This window comes from Acidisoma sp. C75 (assembly GCF_054665095.1).
Window position 1 is genome coordinate 356,583 of sequence record NZ_BAAFHD010000004.1, and the last position, 15,082, is coordinate 371,664.

At 67.3% G+C, this 15,082-nt stretch carries 16 protein-coding genes; 14 read left to right on the top strand and 2 right to left on the bottom strand.

What is annotated here, in order from left to right; genetic code table 11:
* Positions 1–131: 131 nt before the first annotated feature.
* The 7 genes from ACYQ7X_RS07845 to ACYQ7X_RS07875 all read left to right on the top strand — a co-directional run bounded on the left by ACYQ7X_RS07845 (position 132) and on the right by ACYQ7X_RS07875 (position 6,331).
* A complete protein-coding gene (locus ACYQ7X_RS07845; RefSeq protein WP_459696379.1) occupies positions 132–644 on the top strand; it encodes an Hsp20 family protein in 513 nt (170 codons plus the stop codon).
* Positions 645–703: 59 nt separating this feature from the next.
* Entirely contained in the window at positions 704–958 is a 255-nt protein-coding gene (locus ACYQ7X_RS07850) for a DUF1150 family protein (protein ID WP_459696381.1), read from the top strand.
* Positions 959–1,061: 103 nt separating this feature from the next.
* On the top strand, positions 1,062–2,534 hold the full coding sequence (gene radA, locus ACYQ7X_RS07855) for a DNA repair protein RadA (protein ID WP_459696382.1): 1,473 nt from the start codon (positions 1,062–1,064) through the stop codon (positions 2,532–2,534).
* A complete protein-coding gene (locus ACYQ7X_RS07860; RefSeq protein ID WP_459696384.1) occupies positions 2,531–3,154 on the top strand; it encodes a CvpA family protein in 624 nt (207 codons plus the stop codon). The genes radA and ACYQ7X_RS07860 overlap by 4 nt, the downstream gene beginning before the upstream one ends.
* Positions 3,155–3,207: 53 nt before the next feature.
* On the top strand, positions 3,208–4,692 hold the full coding sequence (gene purF, locus ACYQ7X_RS07865; protein ID WP_459696386.1) for an amidophosphoribosyltransferase: 1,485 nt from the start codon (positions 3,208–3,210) through the stop codon (positions 4,690–4,692).
* 339 nt (positions 4,693–5,031) lie between these two features.
* Entirely contained in the window at positions 5,032–5,826 is a 795-nt protein-coding gene (locus tag ACYQ7X_RS07870) for a CHAP domain-containing protein (protein ID WP_459696387.1), read from the top strand.
* A gap of 22 nt (positions 5,827–5,848) precedes the next feature.
* Complete coding sequence (locus ACYQ7X_RS07875; protein ID WP_459696388.1) at positions 5,849–6,331, top strand: invasion associated locus B family protein; 483 nt, start codon at positions 5,849–5,851, stop codon at positions 6,329–6,331.
* Between the two features lie 18 nt (positions 6,332–6,349).
* Here the strand turns inward: ACYQ7X_RS07875 and ACYQ7X_RS07880 are convergent, their stop codons facing one another.
* Entirely contained in the window at positions 6,350–8,161 is a 1,812-nt protein-coding gene (locus ACYQ7X_RS07880; protein WP_459696389.1) for an ATP-binding cassette domain-containing protein, read from the bottom strand.
* 177 nt (positions 8,162–8,338) lie between these two features.
* Between ACYQ7X_RS07880 and lepB the strand changes: the two genes are divergently transcribed.
* From lepB to ACYQ7X_RS07915, 7 genes are all read left to right on the top strand, one after another.
* Positions 8,339–9,082: a signal peptidase I gene (gene lepB, locus ACYQ7X_RS07885; RefSeq protein WP_459696390.1), complete on the top strand. Its 744-nt coding sequence runs from the start codon at positions 8,339–8,341 to the stop codon at positions 9,080–9,082.
* A gap of 104 nt (positions 9,083–9,186) precedes the next feature.
* A complete protein-coding gene (gene rnc, locus ACYQ7X_RS07890; protein ID WP_459696410.1) occupies positions 9,187–9,876 on the top strand; it encodes a ribonuclease III in 690 nt (229 codons plus the stop codon).
* Entirely contained in the window at positions 9,873–10,784 is a 912-nt protein-coding gene (gene era, locus ACYQ7X_RS07895) for a GTPase Era (RefSeq protein ID WP_459696391.1), read from the top strand. Before rnc ends, era begins: the two co-directional genes overlap by 4 nt.
* Before the next feature lie 43 nt (positions 10,785–10,827).
* The gene (locus ACYQ7X_RS07900) at positions 10,828–11,700 is read left to right on the top strand and encodes a D-amino-acid transaminase (protein WP_459696392.1); all 873 of its coding nucleotides are present in this window, start codon (positions 10,828–10,830) and stop codon (positions 11,698–11,700) included.
* A 52-nt stretch (positions 11,701–11,752) separates the two neighbouring features.
* On the top strand, positions 11,753–12,772 hold the full coding sequence (locus tag ACYQ7X_RS07905) for an NADP-dependent oxidoreductase (RefSeq protein WP_459696393.1): 1,020 nt from the start codon (positions 11,753–11,755) through the stop codon (positions 12,770–12,772).
* Between the two features lie 3 nt (positions 12,773–12,775).
* Positions 12,776–13,492 (top strand): ribose-5-phosphate isomerase RpiA, encoded by a 717-nt coding sequence (gene rpiA, locus ACYQ7X_RS07910; RefSeq protein ID WP_459696394.1) that lies wholly within the window; start codon positions 12,776–12,778, stop codon positions 13,490–13,492.
* 92 nt (positions 13,493–13,584) lie between these two features.
* Positions 13,585–14,028 carry a DUF1810 domain-containing protein gene (locus ACYQ7X_RS07915; RefSeq protein ID WP_459696395.1) on the top strand — a complete coding sequence of 148 codons (444 nt, stop codon included), beginning with the start codon at positions 13,585–13,587 and terminating at the stop codon, positions 14,026–14,028.
* A gap of 126 nt (positions 14,029–14,154) precedes the next feature.
* Here the strand turns inward: ACYQ7X_RS07915 and ACYQ7X_RS07920 are convergent.
* On the bottom strand, positions 14,155–15,082 hold a 928-nt coding region (locus ACYQ7X_RS07920), incomplete at its 5' end, for an alpha/beta fold hydrolase (RefSeq protein WP_459696396.1).

The following is a 15,082-nucleotide window of genomic DNA, read 5'->3' on the forward strand; positions in this document are numbered from 1 at the left end:
GCCCGCGGGCAACGGAGGGCGGCGCATTGCCGCTCTTGCAAGGGCGCTACAATCCACCCACTATATAGGTCGCGTGGGTGCCGCATCCGGGCCCACCGATGCTTCGCTCTACGAAGAGGAGGCTTTTGCCGATGAGCGCACGCGTCTTCACCTCCCCCTTGTTTTTGGGCTTCGACCATTTGGAACAGATGCTGGAACGAGCTTCGAAAACACAATCTGAAGGCTATCCCCCCTACAATATCGAGCAGACGGGGCCATCCGGCCTTCGTATCACGCTCGCCGTCGCGGGGTTCAGCATGGAAGATCTTCAGATCACCCAGGAGGACAACCAGCTTGTCATCCGTGGACGCCAGGGAGAGGACAATCAGAGCCGGGTCTTTCTCTATCGCGGGATCGCATCGCGCCAGTTCCAGCGCGCCTTCGTTCTCGCCGAGGGGATCGAGATCAAGGGCGCCTGGTTGCATAACGGGTTGCTGCATGTGGATCTGATCCGGCCGCAGCCGGAAACCCGCGTGCGGACGATCCCGATCGACACGGTCGCGAAATCGCCAACCGTCGTGCCGGGCCGCGCCCGGCGGGATATCCGGGAGGTTGCGGAGATCGCGCCTCAAATGGGTGTCTCCCGCATCGTAGATGAGCATTAGGGTTCCTCTATCTCGCAGACGGGCTTGCTCAAGCCGTCTCATCGAAAGGAAATCTGATCATGCGCAGTCAGGACAGCGCAGAAAAGCCGGTGCCGGGCCAGGCCCGGGCCGCCGATCTCCGCCATATCACCGCCGCTCAGCTGGCCCAGCTCGGCGTCTCCCAACTCGCCTATATCAAGCCCGTGACCGTGGGGGGCGAGGATGTCTTCGCGATCCATGCGGCCGACGGCACGCCGATGGCGGTCGCCCCCAATCGGGAACTCGCCTGGGGCGCCATCATCGAACATGAGATGGTGCCCGCCCTGGTGCATTGAAGCTGCAGTGAGGCAGCCTCGGCCGCGGGCGGCATAGCGGCATGAGCGGCGGCGGCGCTATTTTCGCTTTCGTTCGGCAGGCATCGTCGGGCATGTGTCGCTGATGGCGAAATCCTCTGCCCGCTATGTCTGCCAGAGCTGTGGCGCCGTCTCCGCGAAGTGGGGCGGCCGCTGCGAGGCTTGCGGTTCCTGGAACAGCATCGTCGAGGAGGTGGCGCCGCCTCCGGTCGCCGTCGGCGGCACACGCAGCGCGGCAGTGGGCGCGGGCCGGCGCATCCCGCTCGTGGGGCTTGAGGGGGAGGCGGCGCCGCCACCACGCCGCCAGACCGGGATTGCGGAGCTGGACCGGGTGCTGGGCGGCGGGCTGGTGCCCGCTTCCGCCATTCTGGTCGGCGGTGATCCCGGCATCGGTAAATCCACCCTCATGCTGCAGGCGGCAGCGGCGCTCGCGGCCAGCGGCGAGCGGGTGGTCTATATCTCGGGCGAAGAGTCGGTCGATCAGCTGCGCATGCGGGCGCGCCGCCTCGGCCTCGCGCGGGCGCCGGTCGAACTCGCCTCCGCGACCGGCGTGCAGGATATCGTGGCGACGCTCGCCGCCGCCGGGCGCGGCGAAGGCCGGCCGGTCGCGCTACTGATCATCGACTCGATCCAGACCATGGCGCATGAGGCGCTCGATTCCGCGCCCGGCACGGTGGGCCAGGTGCGCGCCGCCTCCCTCGAACTCATCCGGCTGGCCAAGACGGAGGGCTTCGCCCTGGTGCTCGTCGGGCATGTCACCAAGGATGGTGCGCTCGCCGGCCCGCGCGTCATGGAGCATATGGTCGATGCCGTGCTCTATTTCGAAGGCGATCGCGGCCATCAGTTCCGCATTCTGCGCGGGGTCAAGAACCGCTTCGGCGCGACCGACGAGATCGGCGTTTTCGAGATGACGGAGCAGGGCCTCGGCGAGGTCGCCAATCCCTCCGCGCTGTTTTTGGCCGAGCGGCGGGGTAATATCGCGGGCAGCGCGGTCTTCGCGGGGCTGGAAGGCACGCGGCCGGTGCTGATGGAGATCCAGGTCCTGCTCTCGCCTAATCCCGGCGGCGCGCCGCGCCGGGCGGTGATCGGCTGGGATAGCGGGCGGCTCGGCATGCTGCTCGCCGTGCTCGAAAGCCGCGGGGGCTTAAGGCTCGCCCAGCAGGACGTCTATCTCAATGTCGCGGGCGGGCTGCGGATCAGCGAGCCGGCGGCCGATCTCGCCGTCGCCGCGGCTATCGCCTCCGCCGCCGCCGGCCAGCCGACCGATCCGCATCTCGCTTTCTTCGGTGAAATCGGCCTCTCCGGCGAAGTGCGGCAGGTGGCCCAGGCGGAAGCCCGGCTCAAAGAAATGGCCAAGCTCGGTTTCACCGCCGCCGCCATGCCGCGCCGCCTGGGTGGCGGCACCCGGCGCGCCATCGCCGCACCCCCCGGCCTCTCTGTGCTAGAGATCGGCCATGTGGGCGATCTCCTCGCCCGTTTCACGGAAGCCTCGCCCGGGCAAGCGCCGCGCGCACGCCCCCCACGTTCGGAGCCTGCCTTGACTGAAGATACGGCATGACCTGGTTCGATCTCGTCATTCTGGGCGTGCTCGCCCTTTCGGCGCTGCTCGCCTTCTTCCGGGGGTTCGTGCGGGAGGTGATGGGGGTGGGCGCCTGGATCGGCGCCATCCTCGTCGCCTTCTGGTTCGCGCCCTTTGTGCAGCCGAAGTTCGAACAGTGGATCAAGGCGCGCGAAATCGCCGATCCGGCGGCGATCGCCACCGTCTTCGTCATCGCGCTGATCGTCTTCTCAGTCATTTCCGGCTGGGTCGGCGCGCTGGTGCGCGGCTCGGTGCTGGGCGGGCTCGACCGCACGCTCGGCATCGTCTTCGGCCTGCTGCGCGGCGCCGTTCTCCTGATCTTCTGCTATGTCGCGGCGGGACTGGTGACGACACCGCAGGACTGGCCCCAGCCGATACGGGATGCGCGGCTGCTCCCCTATGTGTATGAGGGGGCGCAGCAGGTGGTGGCCTATCTCCCGGCGCAGTTCCATCCGCACCTGGCGGCCCCGCCGACGACCCAGCCGCCCAGCTTGCAGGATCTCCTGCAGCCCGTGCCGCAAGGCTCGGCGCTGACGCCGGCCAAAGCCCCGGGCGGGGCGAAGCCGGCGGGATCGGGTTCTGCCGCGCAGGTGCAGTAGCGTGCCTCCTCCTCCTCCGCGCGACGCCGCGCAGGCATTGAAGGAACAGGTCGATGACCGACGATTGTGGCAGACTGGGTGCGGCCGAACCGGGCGATGACGACAAGCTGCATGAGGAATGCGGCGTGTTCGGCGTGTGGAACGCGACCGATGCGGCGGCCATCACCGCGCTCGGCCTGCACGCGCTTCAGCATCGCGGCCAGGAGGCGACGGGCATCGCGAGCTTCGATGGCGAGCGGTTCCATCTGCACAAGGGCCTCGGCCTGGTGGGCGACAATTTCAGCGACGCCAAGGTGATCGCCGGGCTGCCCGGCGCGCATGCCATCGGCCATAACCGCTATGCGACCACGGGCGAGACGGTGCTCCGCAACGTCCAGCCGCTCTACGCCGATTTCGCCTTCGGCGGCTTCGCCGTGGGGCATAACGGCAATCTCACCAATGCCGCCGCCATCCGGCGCGATCTGGTGCGGCGCGGCTGCCTCTTCCAATCCTCGATGGATTCGGAGGTCTTTATCCATCTCATCGCGATCAGCCTCTATTCGACCGTGCTCGACCGGCTGATCGACGCCTTGAAGCAGGTGGTCGGCGCCTATTCGCTGGTCGCCCTCAGCCAGGACGGGCTGATCGGCGTGCGCGATCCGCAGGGCGTGCGCCCGCTCATCCTCGGCCGGCTGCCGCATCCGGATGGGTCGGACGGCTGGGTGCTGGCGAGCGAGACCTGCGCGCTCGAAATCGTCGGCGCCGATTTCGTGCGGGATATCGAGCCGGGGGAGATCGTCGTCATCAACGGCCAGGGCGTGCGCAGCGTGAAGCCCTTCCACACCACCCAATCCCGCTTCTGCATCTTCGAATATGTCTATTTCGCCCGCCCTGACTCGGTGATGGAGGGCAAGCCCGTCTATGAGGCGCGCAAGGAGATCGGCGCCATGCTGGCGCGCGAATCGGGCGTCGATGCCGATGTCGTGGTGCCGGTGCCGGATTCGGGCGTGCCGGCCGCCATGGGCTATGCGGCGCAGAGCGGCATTCCCTATGAGCTCGGGATCATCCGCAACCATTATGTCGGCCGCACCTTCATCGAGCCGACGGACCAGATCCGCAACCTCGGCGTCCGGCTGAAGCATTCCGGCAACCGTGCGGTGCTTGCCGGCAAGCGGGTGGTGCTGGTCGATGATTCGATCGTGCGCGGCACGACGAGCCGCAAGATCGTGGAGATGGTGCGCGCGGCCGGGGCGACGGAGGTGCATATGCGCATCTCCTCGCCGCCGACCACGCATTCCTGCTTCTACGGCATCGACACGCCCGAGCGGAGCAAGCTGCTCGCCGCCCAGCACGACGTGGCGGAGATGGCTGAACTGATCGGCGCGGACAGCCTCGCCTTCGTCTCGATCGACGGGCTCTACCAAGCGCTCGGCACCGCGCGGCGCAATGCTGCCGACCCGCATTTCTGTGACGCCTGCTTCACCGGCGATTACCCGATCGCCTTGCATGATCTGGATATCGATCAGCCGAAGCCGGCCCGGCTCGCCCGCGCGGGCTGAGGGTAACCCGCCCCTCGCCCGTGCAGGCGAGGGGTGAGAGGCCGCGAGCGGCGCCGCCCGGCGCTCTGCCGCCGGCCTCTGCACGCCGCCCGCTGCGGCGTGATAGGATAGCGATCCTATTCGTGAGCCCCTTAGCGGCGGAATTTAGACGAAATGCCGGGTTGACACCCCGTGGCGGCGCAATCGCCATTGCGGGAACTCAACCCTTTGCCCTAGGTCGTCACCAGGTCGTGAGGGTGCCGATAAAGATTACCGCTCTGTAAGGCGGGGGTCTTTTCATTGCGTCGTCATCGTCAGCGGCCGTCCGATCATCGTTGCACGATCAAGACGAAAAGCTAAATGGCTCGACTTCAAAACGGAATGCGCCGGGGCCTTCTGCTCGCTTCAGCCCTGGTTCTGAGCTTTACGGGATATGCGGCCAATGCCGAGGCGAAATCCCTTCATCCGCTGCCCAAGCACATGCTGCACCGGCTTTCCAGCCGCGGGCATGAGCCGGTGCGACATGTGGCGCGCCGCCGCGTCTTTCACCCGCGCCACTTTGTCGAGCGCGCGCATGTCACGCGGCTGCGCCATATCGCCTACCATGGGGGAGGGCGCTGGCTCGAATGCGTCGCCTATGCCAGCCGCGTGTCCGGCATTGATCTTCCGGGTGACGCTTATCAGTGGTGGCGGGAGGCTGAAGGCCGCTATGAACGCGGGCAGCAGCCGGTGGATGGCGCGGTGCTGAGCTTCAAATCCCGCCCCGGCATGGCGCTCGGCCATGTCGCCGTCGTCGCCGAGACGGTGAACGGCCGCAAGATCCTCGTCGATCAGGCGCACTGGCCCGAGCCTGGGCTCCGCGGTGGGGATATCTCGCACGCCATCGCGGTGATCGACGTGTCGCCGCGCAACGATTGGACCCGCGTGCGCGTCGAGATTGGCCATTCGGGGCGTTTCGGCGATGTCTATCCGACCAACGGCTTCATCTACCAGCCGGGCCACGGCCCGCTTCTGGCGGATGCCGGCCAGGCCTCCGCGGCCGCTGCCGCGGCGATCAACGATCATGCGCTCTGGCGGCAATCGGTCCAATTCGCCTCGGCACCCGACAGCGATGACGGGATTGCGACTTCAGCACCCGATCGCGCCATCAAATAGACAAGGAAGGAACGGAGCGGGCATGAAGCACCTTATCCTGGCATCCTGTGCCGCCATCGCGCTGGCGGCGGCGGTTCCCGCCGAGGCGGCACAGCAGATGCGGCATTTCAATGATTGGGCGGTCGCCCATTACACGCAGAAGGGCAAGCGCATCTGCTACGCCTATACGCAGCAATTGGCGGTGCACCATACCGGTGGCGCCTGCGATGTGGCGGTCCTCGTCGTCACCCACGCGCCGCCACGGCGTGACCGTGTGGTGGTGAGCCCCTGCGCCGCTTATGATCCGAACCAGCCCAAGCTCACCATGCAGGTGGATCAGACCGGCCAGTTCGGCTTCCACGCCCAGGGCAAATACGCCTATGCGGATCGCCCGGCTGCCGCCATCGCCGCCTTCAAGGCGGGCAACGAGGTGCATATGCCCGCGCCTCCCGGCCATATGCCGGAGCGCTTTTCGCTGCGGGGTTTTACCGCCGCCTACGACGCGCTCAGCCATTCCTGCGGGTAGCCAACCCCGCGGCGCCGCCTAGCCGGCCAGATCTTCCCGCAGCATCTCAAGCTCAAGCCAGCGTTCCTCGGCGGCGGCGAGGGCGGCTTCCGCTTCCCCGAGCTTCGCCGTTGTTGCGGCGAAGCTCTTCGGGTCGCGCGCATAAAGCCCAGGGTCGGCGAGCGTCCCCTGAAGGCGGGCGATCTCCGCTTGCAGCTTGTCCATCTGCGCCGGCAGCTTCTTCAGCGCGTCCACATCCTTGAAGCTCATCTTGCGGGAAGCCGCCGGCGGGGGCGGGCTATCCGGGGAGGCTCCGGGCGCGGATTTGCGCACCGTGGCAGGTGCCGCCCTGGGCGGCAGATCAGCGCGCCGCTGGGCCAGCATATCCGAATAGCCACCGGCATATTCCGTCCAGCGCCCATCGCCTTCCGCCGCGAGCGTCGATGTCACCACCCGGTCGAGAAAGTCGCGATCATGGCTGACGAGCAGCACCGTGCCCGCGTAATCCGCCAGCATTTCCTGCAATAGATCGAGCGTCTCGAAATCGAGGTCGTTGGTCGGCTCGTCGAGGATGAGCAGGTTCGAGGGGCGGGCCAGCGCGCAGGCGAGCAGGAGCCGGCCCCGCTCCCCGCCCGAGAGGGTGCCGACTGGGGTGCGCGCCTGCTCGGGCTTGAACATGAAGTCCTTCATATAGCCGATGACGTGCCGCTTCTCGCTTCCCACCTGCACCAGCTCGCCATGCCCGTCCGTCAGCGTCTCGGCCAGTGTCCGCGCCGGGTCGAGGCTCGCGCGCTGCTGGTCGAGCGTGACCATCTCGAGGTTGGTGCCGATCTTCACCTGCCCGGTATCGGGCGCGATCCTGCCGGTGAGCAGGCCGAGGAGGGTGGATTTGCCGGCGCCGTTGGGGCCGATGATGCCGAGCCGATCGCCCCGCAGCACCCGTAAATCGAGGTCGCGGACGACCGGGCGATCGTAGGATTTGCCCAGGCCCTCGGCCACGAAGACGAGCTTGCCCGAGCCTTCCGCCTCGCTCGCCGCCATGCGGGTGCCGGTGGCCAGCGCGTTCCGCTCGCGATATTGCTGCCGCAGCGCCGCGAGTTCGCCGACGCGGCGGACGTTGCGCTTCCGCCGCGCCGTCACCCCGTAGCGCATCCAATCCTCTTCCCGCGCGATCTGGCGGGAGAGCTTGTGGTGCTCGGCCTCTTCCTGGGCGAGCAGTTCCTCCCGCCAATCCTCATAGGCCGCGAAGCCGCGGTCGATCCGCCGCGTGGTGCCGCGGTCGAGCCAGATGAGGCTGCGGGAGAGGTTCAGGAGCAGCCGGCGGTCATGGCTGATGATGACGAGCCCGGCGCGCATGCGGCCGAGTTCCTCTTCCAGCCATTCGATGGCGGGCAGATCGAGATGATTGGTCGGCTCGTCGAGCAGCAGGAGGTCGGGCGCCGGGGCCAGCGCACGGGCGAGCGCCGCCCGCCGCGCCTCGCCCCCCGAAAGGCGGGCGGGCTTCTCCTCACCCGAAAGCCCGAGCGCGCCGAGCAGGCTGATTGCCCGATAGGGATCGTCACCTGGGCCCATGCCATCCTCGACATAGGCGAGGGTGGAGGGGAAGGCGGACAGATCGGGCTCCTGCGGCAGATAGCGGATGGTCGCCCCCGGCTGGATGAAGCGGCTGCCCTGGTCCATCGGCATCAGCCCGGCGGCGATCTTGAGCAGCGTCGATTTGCCCGAGCCGTTGCGCCCGATGAGGCAGATCCGCTCGCCCTGGCTGACGGCAAGCTCCGCCCCCCGCAGCAGCGGCGTGGAGCCGAGGTTGACGTGGATATCCTGGAGCATGAGGAGCGGAGGGGGGGCCATGGCGGCTTGTCGCCGATGAGCGGCCATGGGTGCAAGCGCGGGGTGGCGGGGCGGCCGGCTGATCTTCCCGGAGCGCAGGGCGTGGGCCGGCGAGGCAGAAACATGGCAGCGGCTTGCTTGACAGGCGGAGGCCTTTCCGCGACATGCCGAGGGCGTCTCGAGAGGTCAATCACTGCTATGGCTCAGCGTAAAACAGGCGGCTGGGGCGACAGCCTCAAGACAGTCATCTATGCCGCGCTGATCGCGGTCTTCATCCGGACCTTCCTGTATGAGCCCTTCAACATCCCCTCGGGCAGCATGATCCCGACTCTGCTGGTCGGTGATTACCTCTTCGTCTCCAAATTCAGCTACGGCTATTCGCGCTATTCCTTTCCCTTCTCGCCCGATCTCTTCAAGGGCCGCATCTTCGGCAGCCTGCCCAAGCGCGGGGACGTCGCCGTGTTCCGCCTGCCGCGCGACCCGAGCATCGACTATATCAAGCGCATCGTCGGGCTGCCGGGCGACGCCATCCAGATGATCCACGGCCATCTCTACATCAACGGCAAGGAATTGCCGCGTGATCCGGATGGCACCTATATGACCGACGGCGCCGGGGGCGAGCCGCCGATGCTGCTCAAGAAATATATCGAAACCATGCCGGACGGGCTGAAGCACCCTATCCTCAAGGCTTCGGATGACGGGCCGCTCGACAATACCCAGGTCTATCACGTGCCGCCCGGCTATGTTTTCGGGATGGGCGACAATCGCGACGACAGCCTCGACAGCCGGGTTCTGGATGCGGTGGGCTATATTCCGGTGGCCAATCTCGTCGGCAAGGCCGATATCATCTTCTTCTCGATCAATGCCCGCTACCCCTGGTGGGAAATCTGGGAATGGCCAAGCGAGATTCGCTGGAACCGCATCTTCAAAATCATTCATTGAGCGGCCCAGACCACGGCGAGCGCGCAGCGCCCCGCCGCCGCCGGGCCGCCGGGCCGCCGTCGCTGGCCGAGCTTCCTGCCGCCAGCCTCGCCGCGGTGGAAGAGATGCTGGGCCATGCTTTCGCCCGGCCCGTGCTCGTCCAGGAGGCGCTCACCCACCGCTCCGCCGCGGGCGGGGGCCGCCGCTCCAACGAACGGCTGGAATTCCTGGGCGACCGTGTGCTCGGCCTCACCATCGCCGCCTGGCTGGTGGAACGCTATCCGCGCGAGCAGGAAGGCGCGCTCGGCCGCAGGCTCGCCCATCTCGTTTCGCAGCCGGTGCTGGCCGCGATCGCCGAAGCCGCTGGGCTGCCGGGGTTGCTGGCGGTCGCCCCCGGTGAGGCGCGGGCCGGCGTCCGCCAGCAGGCATCGGTGATCGCCGATGCGATGGAGGCGCTGCTCGGCGCGCTCTTCCTCGATGCCGGGCTCGCCCCAGTGCAGAGTTTCGTGCGGCGGCATTTCGAAGCCGCGATCGCGGCTGACCCCGAGCCGCCCAAGGATGCCAAGACCGCGCTTCAGGAATGGGGGCAGGCGCGCGGACTCGGCCTGCCGACCTATGAGATCCTATCGCAGGAAGGGCCTGCGCATGCCCCGCACTTCGTCATGCGGGCAAGCCTCGGCGGAGAGAGCAGGGAGGGCGCCGCTGGCAGCCGCCGCGCCGCCGAGCAGGTGGCAGCGCAGAGCCTCCTCGCCCTCCTGCAGACGCAGAAGAAGCCCGCGCGGCAGCCCCGCGAGCCAGGACCGATCAAGCCATGAACGAACAGCCCCCCACCGCCGCGGCCCCGCGCTGCGGCTTCGTCGCCATCATCGGCGCGCCGAATGCCGGAAAATCGACGCTCCTCAACCGGATCGCCGGAGCCAAGCTCTCGATCGTCAGCCCCAAGGCGCAGACCACGCGCTTCCGCATCATGGGCATCCTGATGCAGGGCACGGCGCAGATCCTGCTGGTCGATACGCCCGGCATCTTCAATCCGAAGCGGCGGCTCGACCGCGCGATGGTCAATGCCGCCTGGTCCGGCATGCAGGATGCCGATCTCACGCTTCTGCTGGTCGATGCCAAGGCCGGCATCTCGGAACTGACCGAGGCTATCATCGCGCGGCTCGCCGAGGATAAGCGCCCGCTCTGGCTCGTGCTCAACAAGGTCGATCTGGTGGAGCCGGCGCGCCTGCTGCCGCTCACCGCCGAGCTCAACCGCCGGCTCAGCATCGCCGAGACCTTCATGGTCAGCGCCGTGACCGGCGACGGAGTGGCGGGCTTGCGCGATGCGCTCGCGGCAGCCGTGCCGGAAGGGCCGCACCTCTACCCGGACGAGGAGCTGACCGACCTGCCGGACCGGCTGCTTGCCGCCGAGATCGTGCGCGAGCAGATCCTGCTGCAAACGCATCAGGAAGTGCCGCATGAGACGACGGTGGAGACGGAGAGCTTCAAGGAGCGGCGGGATGGCTCGGTCAGGATCGATGCCACGATCACCGTCTCCCGCCCCGGCCACAAGGCGATCCTCATCGGCGCCGGGGGAGCGCGCATCAAGGAAATCGGCGCGCGGGCTCGGGTGGAACTGGCCAAGCTGTTCGATCGGCGCGTCCATCTCTTCCTGACAGTCCGCGAACGCGCTGGCTGGGATGAGAAGACCCAGCACCTGCGCGCCCTCGGCCTGGACGATTGAGCGCCCGCGCGCCTGCCGCCCGCCTTCAGCAAGAGACCTGCCCATGAGCCGTATCGCCTATGTCAATGGCCGCTACCTGCCGCTGGCGGCCGCCGCCCTTCGCGTCGAAGACCGCGGCTTTCTGTTCGGAGACGGCATCTACGAGGTCGTCTATCTGCATCGCGGCCGCTTCGTGGATGAGGAGAAGCACCTCGCGCGTCTCGTCCGCTCGCTCGGCGAACTGCGCATCGCCATGCCGGTCGGCCCCGGCGCGCTGGCTGCCATCATGCGCGAGGTGGTGGCGCGCAACCGCATCACCGGCAACGGCCTGCTCTATATCCAGATCAGCCGCGGGGCGGCGAAGCGCGAGCATGTCTTCCCCAAGGCCGGCACCCGCCCGACGCTGGTGATGACGGCGCGGCCGCTCGCCCCCTATCCGCGCGATGTCGATCGCTGGGCGACCAGCATCATCACTGGCCCTGATCTCCGCTGGGCGCGCCGCGATATCAAAAGCGTGAACCTGCTGCCCAATGTGCTCGCCAAGCAGGCCGCGAAAGAGGCCGGCGCCTTCGAGATGGCGCTGATCGATGCCGAGGGCATGGTCACCGAATGCGCCTCCTCCAATCTTTGGATCGTGGATGCGGCGGGCGTCTTGCGCACCCGCGCGCTCGGGGAGGAAATCCTGCCCGGCTGCACGCGCGCGGCGCTCGCCGAATTGCTGCAGGGCGAGGGCCTCGCCATGGCCGAACGCGCCTTCAGCCGCGACGAACTGGCCGCGGCGCGGGAAGCCTTCATCACCAGTGCCACGAGCTTCGTGCGGCCGATCGTCACGGTCGATGGCAAGCCGGTCTGCGATGGCGCGGTCGGGCCCGTCACCCGCCGGCTCTTCGCCGCCTTCGCCCGCCATGTCGAGGGCGGCTTGCGGAACGACCGGTGACCGACGCAGGATAGGCCCTGCCAGGACGCCATCATCAGGGAAGGCTTGAGGCATGGGCAATCTTCGCCGCTCGATCGTACTGCAGAACCGGCCGAAGGGCCTGCCGGCGCGCGAGGATTTCGCCCTTGTCGAGGAGGTGATGCCGCGGCCGGGGCCGGGCGAGGTGCTGACGCGGACGCTCTGGCTATCCCTCGATCCCTATATGCGCGGGCGAATGAACGATGCGCCCTCCTACGCGCCGCCGGTCGGTCTCGGCCAGCCGATGACAGGCGAGACGGTCGGGGAAGTTCTCGCCTCCGGCGATCCGCGCTTCGCCCCGGGCGATGTGGTGGCGGGTGCCTACGGCTGGCAATCCCATATCGTCGCGCCGGCGGCCGATCTCGTCGCCGTGCCACCGGGCCTGCCCTGTTCCGCCTATCTCGGCGTGCTCGGCATGCCGGGCACCACCGCCTATACGGGTATGAAAGACATCGGCCAGCCCAAGCCGGGCGAGACGGTGGTAATCTCAGCCGCTTCCGGCGCGGTCGGCTCCGTCGCCGGGCAGATCGCCAAGCGCAGCGGCGCGCGGGTAGTGGGCGTCGTCGGCAATGCCGACAAGTGCCTCTACGTGCAGGAAAGCCTCGGTTTCGACGCCTGTATCGACCATCGCGCGGTGATGGACCTTGATGCCGCGCTGCGCGATGCCTGCCCCAAGGGGATCGATGTCTATTTCGAGAATGTCGGCGGCGAGCTGCAGCGCGCGGTCTATCCCCTGCTCAACCCCTTCGGCCGGGTGGTGATGTGCGGCATGGTGGCGGAGTACAACGATACGAAGCCCCGTCCGGGCCCCAGCCTCATGGCCGTCGTGCGCAAGCGGCTCAGGATCGAGGGGTTTATCGTAACCGACAAGCCGGAGCGCTTCGCCGAATGGCGCGCGCTTGCCGCCCCTTGGGTTGCCGAGGGCAGCCTGCGGTATCGCGAGCATGTGGTGGATGGGCTCGAGAATGCGCCCGATGCCTTCATCGAGCTTCTGCGCGGCCACAACTTCGGCAAGCTCGTCGTCCGCGTCGCTGAACCCACCCGAAAGGCCTGAGCCATGACCGAGCAGCTGAGCCCGCAGGATGCGGCCAAGCAAGCAGCCGCCGATGCGGCGGCGGCGATGATCAGCGATGGCATGCTGGTGGGCCTCGGCTCCGGCACCACGCTGCGGCGATTCGTCCGCAGCCTCGGGCTGCGCTGTGCCGCGGGGCTCTCGATCACCGGGGTGCCGACATCGGAGAGCACGCGGGCGCTGGCGGCCGAGGTCGGCGTGCCGCTGGCCGATCTCAACGCGGTCGGCGAACTCGACCTCGTCTTCGACGGGGCGGATGAGATCGACCCCCAGGGCCAGATGATCAAGGGTGGCGGCGGCAATCTGCTCTGGGAAAAGATCGTGGCGACCGCCGGGCGCCGCTTCGTTGCGGTGATCGACGATAGCAAGACGAAGGCGCGGCTGGGCGCATTTGCGCTACCGGTGGAGGTGGTGCAGTTCGGGTGGCGGGCGACCGAGCGGATCATGCGCGGGCTGCTGGTGGAAAGCGGGTATCTGGACCCCACCATCACGTTGCGCGGGGGGCTCTCTTCACCTTTTATTACGGATAGTGGGCATTACATTCTGGACTGTGCCTTGGGCGAGATCTCCCATCCCGAGGCGCTGGCGATCGCGCTCAACCGCATTCCCGGAGTGGTCGAGAACGGGCTGTTCATCGATATCGCCCGGGAGGCGATCATCGGCGAGCCGGACGGAACGGTGCGGCGGATCGCTTACGGCTGAAGGAAAGGCACGCTCGCTGCCCGGAGCCCCCTCCGCCGGCGCGCCCTCTGCCCTCATCCGCTGCGGGAGAGTGAGGAGGAGGGCAAGAACCAGTGACCCATTTCAATCTGGAGCAGTTCGTCGAGGCGCAACGGCCGGTTTACGAGCAGGTGCTGCGTGAGTTGCGGGCGGGGCGGAAGCAGACCCATTGGATGTGGTTCATCTTTCCGCAGATCATCGGCCTTGGCACCAGCCTCATGTCCCGCCAGTTCGCGATCCCCTCGCTCGTATCGGCGCGGGATTATCTGACCCATCCCGTGCTCGGTAAGCGCCTGCAGGAATGCACGCGGATCGTCAATCGCATGGATGGCCGCTCCGCGCTGAGCATCTTCGGCACGCCGGACGATCAGAAATTCCATTCCTCGATGACCCTGTTCGACCGGGCGCATCCGAGCACCTGTTTCCGCGAGGCGCTGGATATCTACTTCTACGGACGATCTGATGTGAGAACGATCGAAATCCTGCAGTACCAGCGGGCCGTCAAGCAAAACGCCTGAAGGCGGATGCAAGGGCAGGCCCCATCTGGCTGCGGTCGTCTGTTCGTGTGGGGTTGCCGGCCATCGATGACCCGGAGGGGGATTGCGCGCCGGCACGGGCGGCTTTGCAGGCGGAGAGGCGGCCGATCAGGCGGATGCAGTCTCCGTCGCGGCTTCGTGCTCCACTGGCCTCGTTTCATCGTTCTGCGGCATGAACGCGAGGCGCCGCAAAGCATGGTCCATAACTTCTCCGATGATTGCGGCAGAAGCGGGCAGAAGCATGCTGCTGTGCTCGTCCGGCACGGGGAAGGTTTCGATGCGGCCAGTGACATGCGCGGCCCAGATCTCCGGCGGGGGAACGGCGAGCGGCCCCTGCAGTTCGGGGCAAGTGAATAGGATCAAATCCCCCTGATAGACGCCGGATTGCGCGTGCAGAACCAGTTCGGTCAATTCCCCTTGCAAGCGTAGCATCGCGCTGATGGTCGTCTCATCAACAACCTGCCGGGATGCGAGATGGCGCCTGAGGCCGGCGTCGAGATAGGCTTCCACCAAGCTGCGCGTTTCTCTCTGCAGTTCGGAAGAGGGTAACTCAAAGGCCATGAGGGCTTGATAGGGCGAACCGGCGGGATAACCGTCCATGGAGGCGAGGAGGGGGACGGCCTCGCCCTGTTGCTGGAGGCGCACGGCGATGGCATGGGCGATGGCGGCGCCGGAGGACCATCCGATCAGGTGATAGGGCCCCTGCGGCTGCACCTTTCTGATCTCGGCGAGATAGTCTTCGACCATCGCCTCCAGCGTGGCCGGCGCCGCTGCCGGATCGGCGAAGGAGCGCGCCTGCAACGCATAGAGCGGACGCTCTACCGCAAGATGACGTAGCAGGGCGGCGAAAGCGATGCCGAGCCCGGTCGCGGGATGGATGCAGAAGAGCGGTGGCAGGGTGCCACCGGGCCGGAGCGCCAGCATGACCTTGTCGAAGGTGACAGGGGGCGTCTCATTCTGGATATGGTTGGCGAGTTGAGCGGGGGAGGGAGCGTTGAAGAGATCGCCGAGGCCGATCTCGTGGCCGAGTTCGGCC

Excerpts from the sequence above, each read along its gene's own strand:
- ACYQ7X_RS07845 (WP_459696379.1), top strand. The coding sequence starts at position 132 with ATGAGCGCACGCGTCTTCACCTCCCCCTTGTTTTTGGGCTTCGACCAT.
- ACYQ7X_RS07850 (WP_459696381.1), top strand. The coding sequence starts at position 704 with ATGCGCAGTCAGGACAGCGCAGAAAAGCCGGTGCCGGGCCAGGCCCGG.
- radA (WP_459696382.1), top strand. The coding sequence starts at position 1,062 with ATGGCGAAATCCTCTGCCCGCTATGTCTGCCAGAGCTGTGGCGCCGTC.
- ACYQ7X_RS07860 (WP_459696384.1), top strand. The coding sequence starts at position 2,531 with ATGACCTGGTTCGATCTCGTCATTCTGGGCGTGCTCGCCCTTTCGGCG.
- purF (WP_459696386.1), top strand. The coding sequence starts at position 3,208 with ATGACCGACGATTGTGGCAGACTGGGTGCGGCCGAACCGGGCGATGAC.
- ACYQ7X_RS07870 (WP_459696387.1), top strand. The coding sequence starts at position 5,032 with ATGGCTCGACTTCAAAACGGAATGCGCCGGGGCCTTCTGCTCGCTTCA.
- ACYQ7X_RS07875 (WP_459696388.1), top strand. The coding sequence starts at position 5,849 with ATGAAGCACCTTATCCTGGCATCCTGTGCCGCCATCGCGCTGGCGGCG.
- ACYQ7X_RS07880 (WP_459696389.1), bottom strand. The coding sequence starts at position 8,161 with ATGGCCCCCCCTCCGCTCCTCATGCTCCAGGATATCCACGTCAACCTC.
- lepB (WP_459696390.1), top strand. The coding sequence starts at position 8,339 with ATGGCTCAGCGTAAAACAGGCGGCTGGGGCGACAGCCTCAAGACAGTC.
- rnc (WP_459696410.1), top strand. The coding sequence starts at position 9,187 with ATGCTGGGCCATGCTTTCGCCCGGCCCGTGCTCGTCCAGGAGGCGCTC.
- era (WP_459696391.1), top strand. The coding sequence starts at position 9,873 with ATGAACGAACAGCCCCCCACCGCCGCGGCCCCGCGCTGCGGCTTCGTC.
- ACYQ7X_RS07900 (WP_459696392.1), top strand. The coding sequence starts at position 10,828 with ATGAGCCGTATCGCCTATGTCAATGGCCGCTACCTGCCGCTGGCGGCC.
- ACYQ7X_RS07905 (WP_459696393.1), top strand. The coding sequence starts at position 11,753 with ATGGGCAATCTTCGCCGCTCGATCGTACTGCAGAACCGGCCGAAGGGC.
- rpiA (WP_459696394.1), top strand. The coding sequence starts at position 12,776 with ATGACCGAGCAGCTGAGCCCGCAGGATGCGGCCAAGCAAGCAGCCGCC.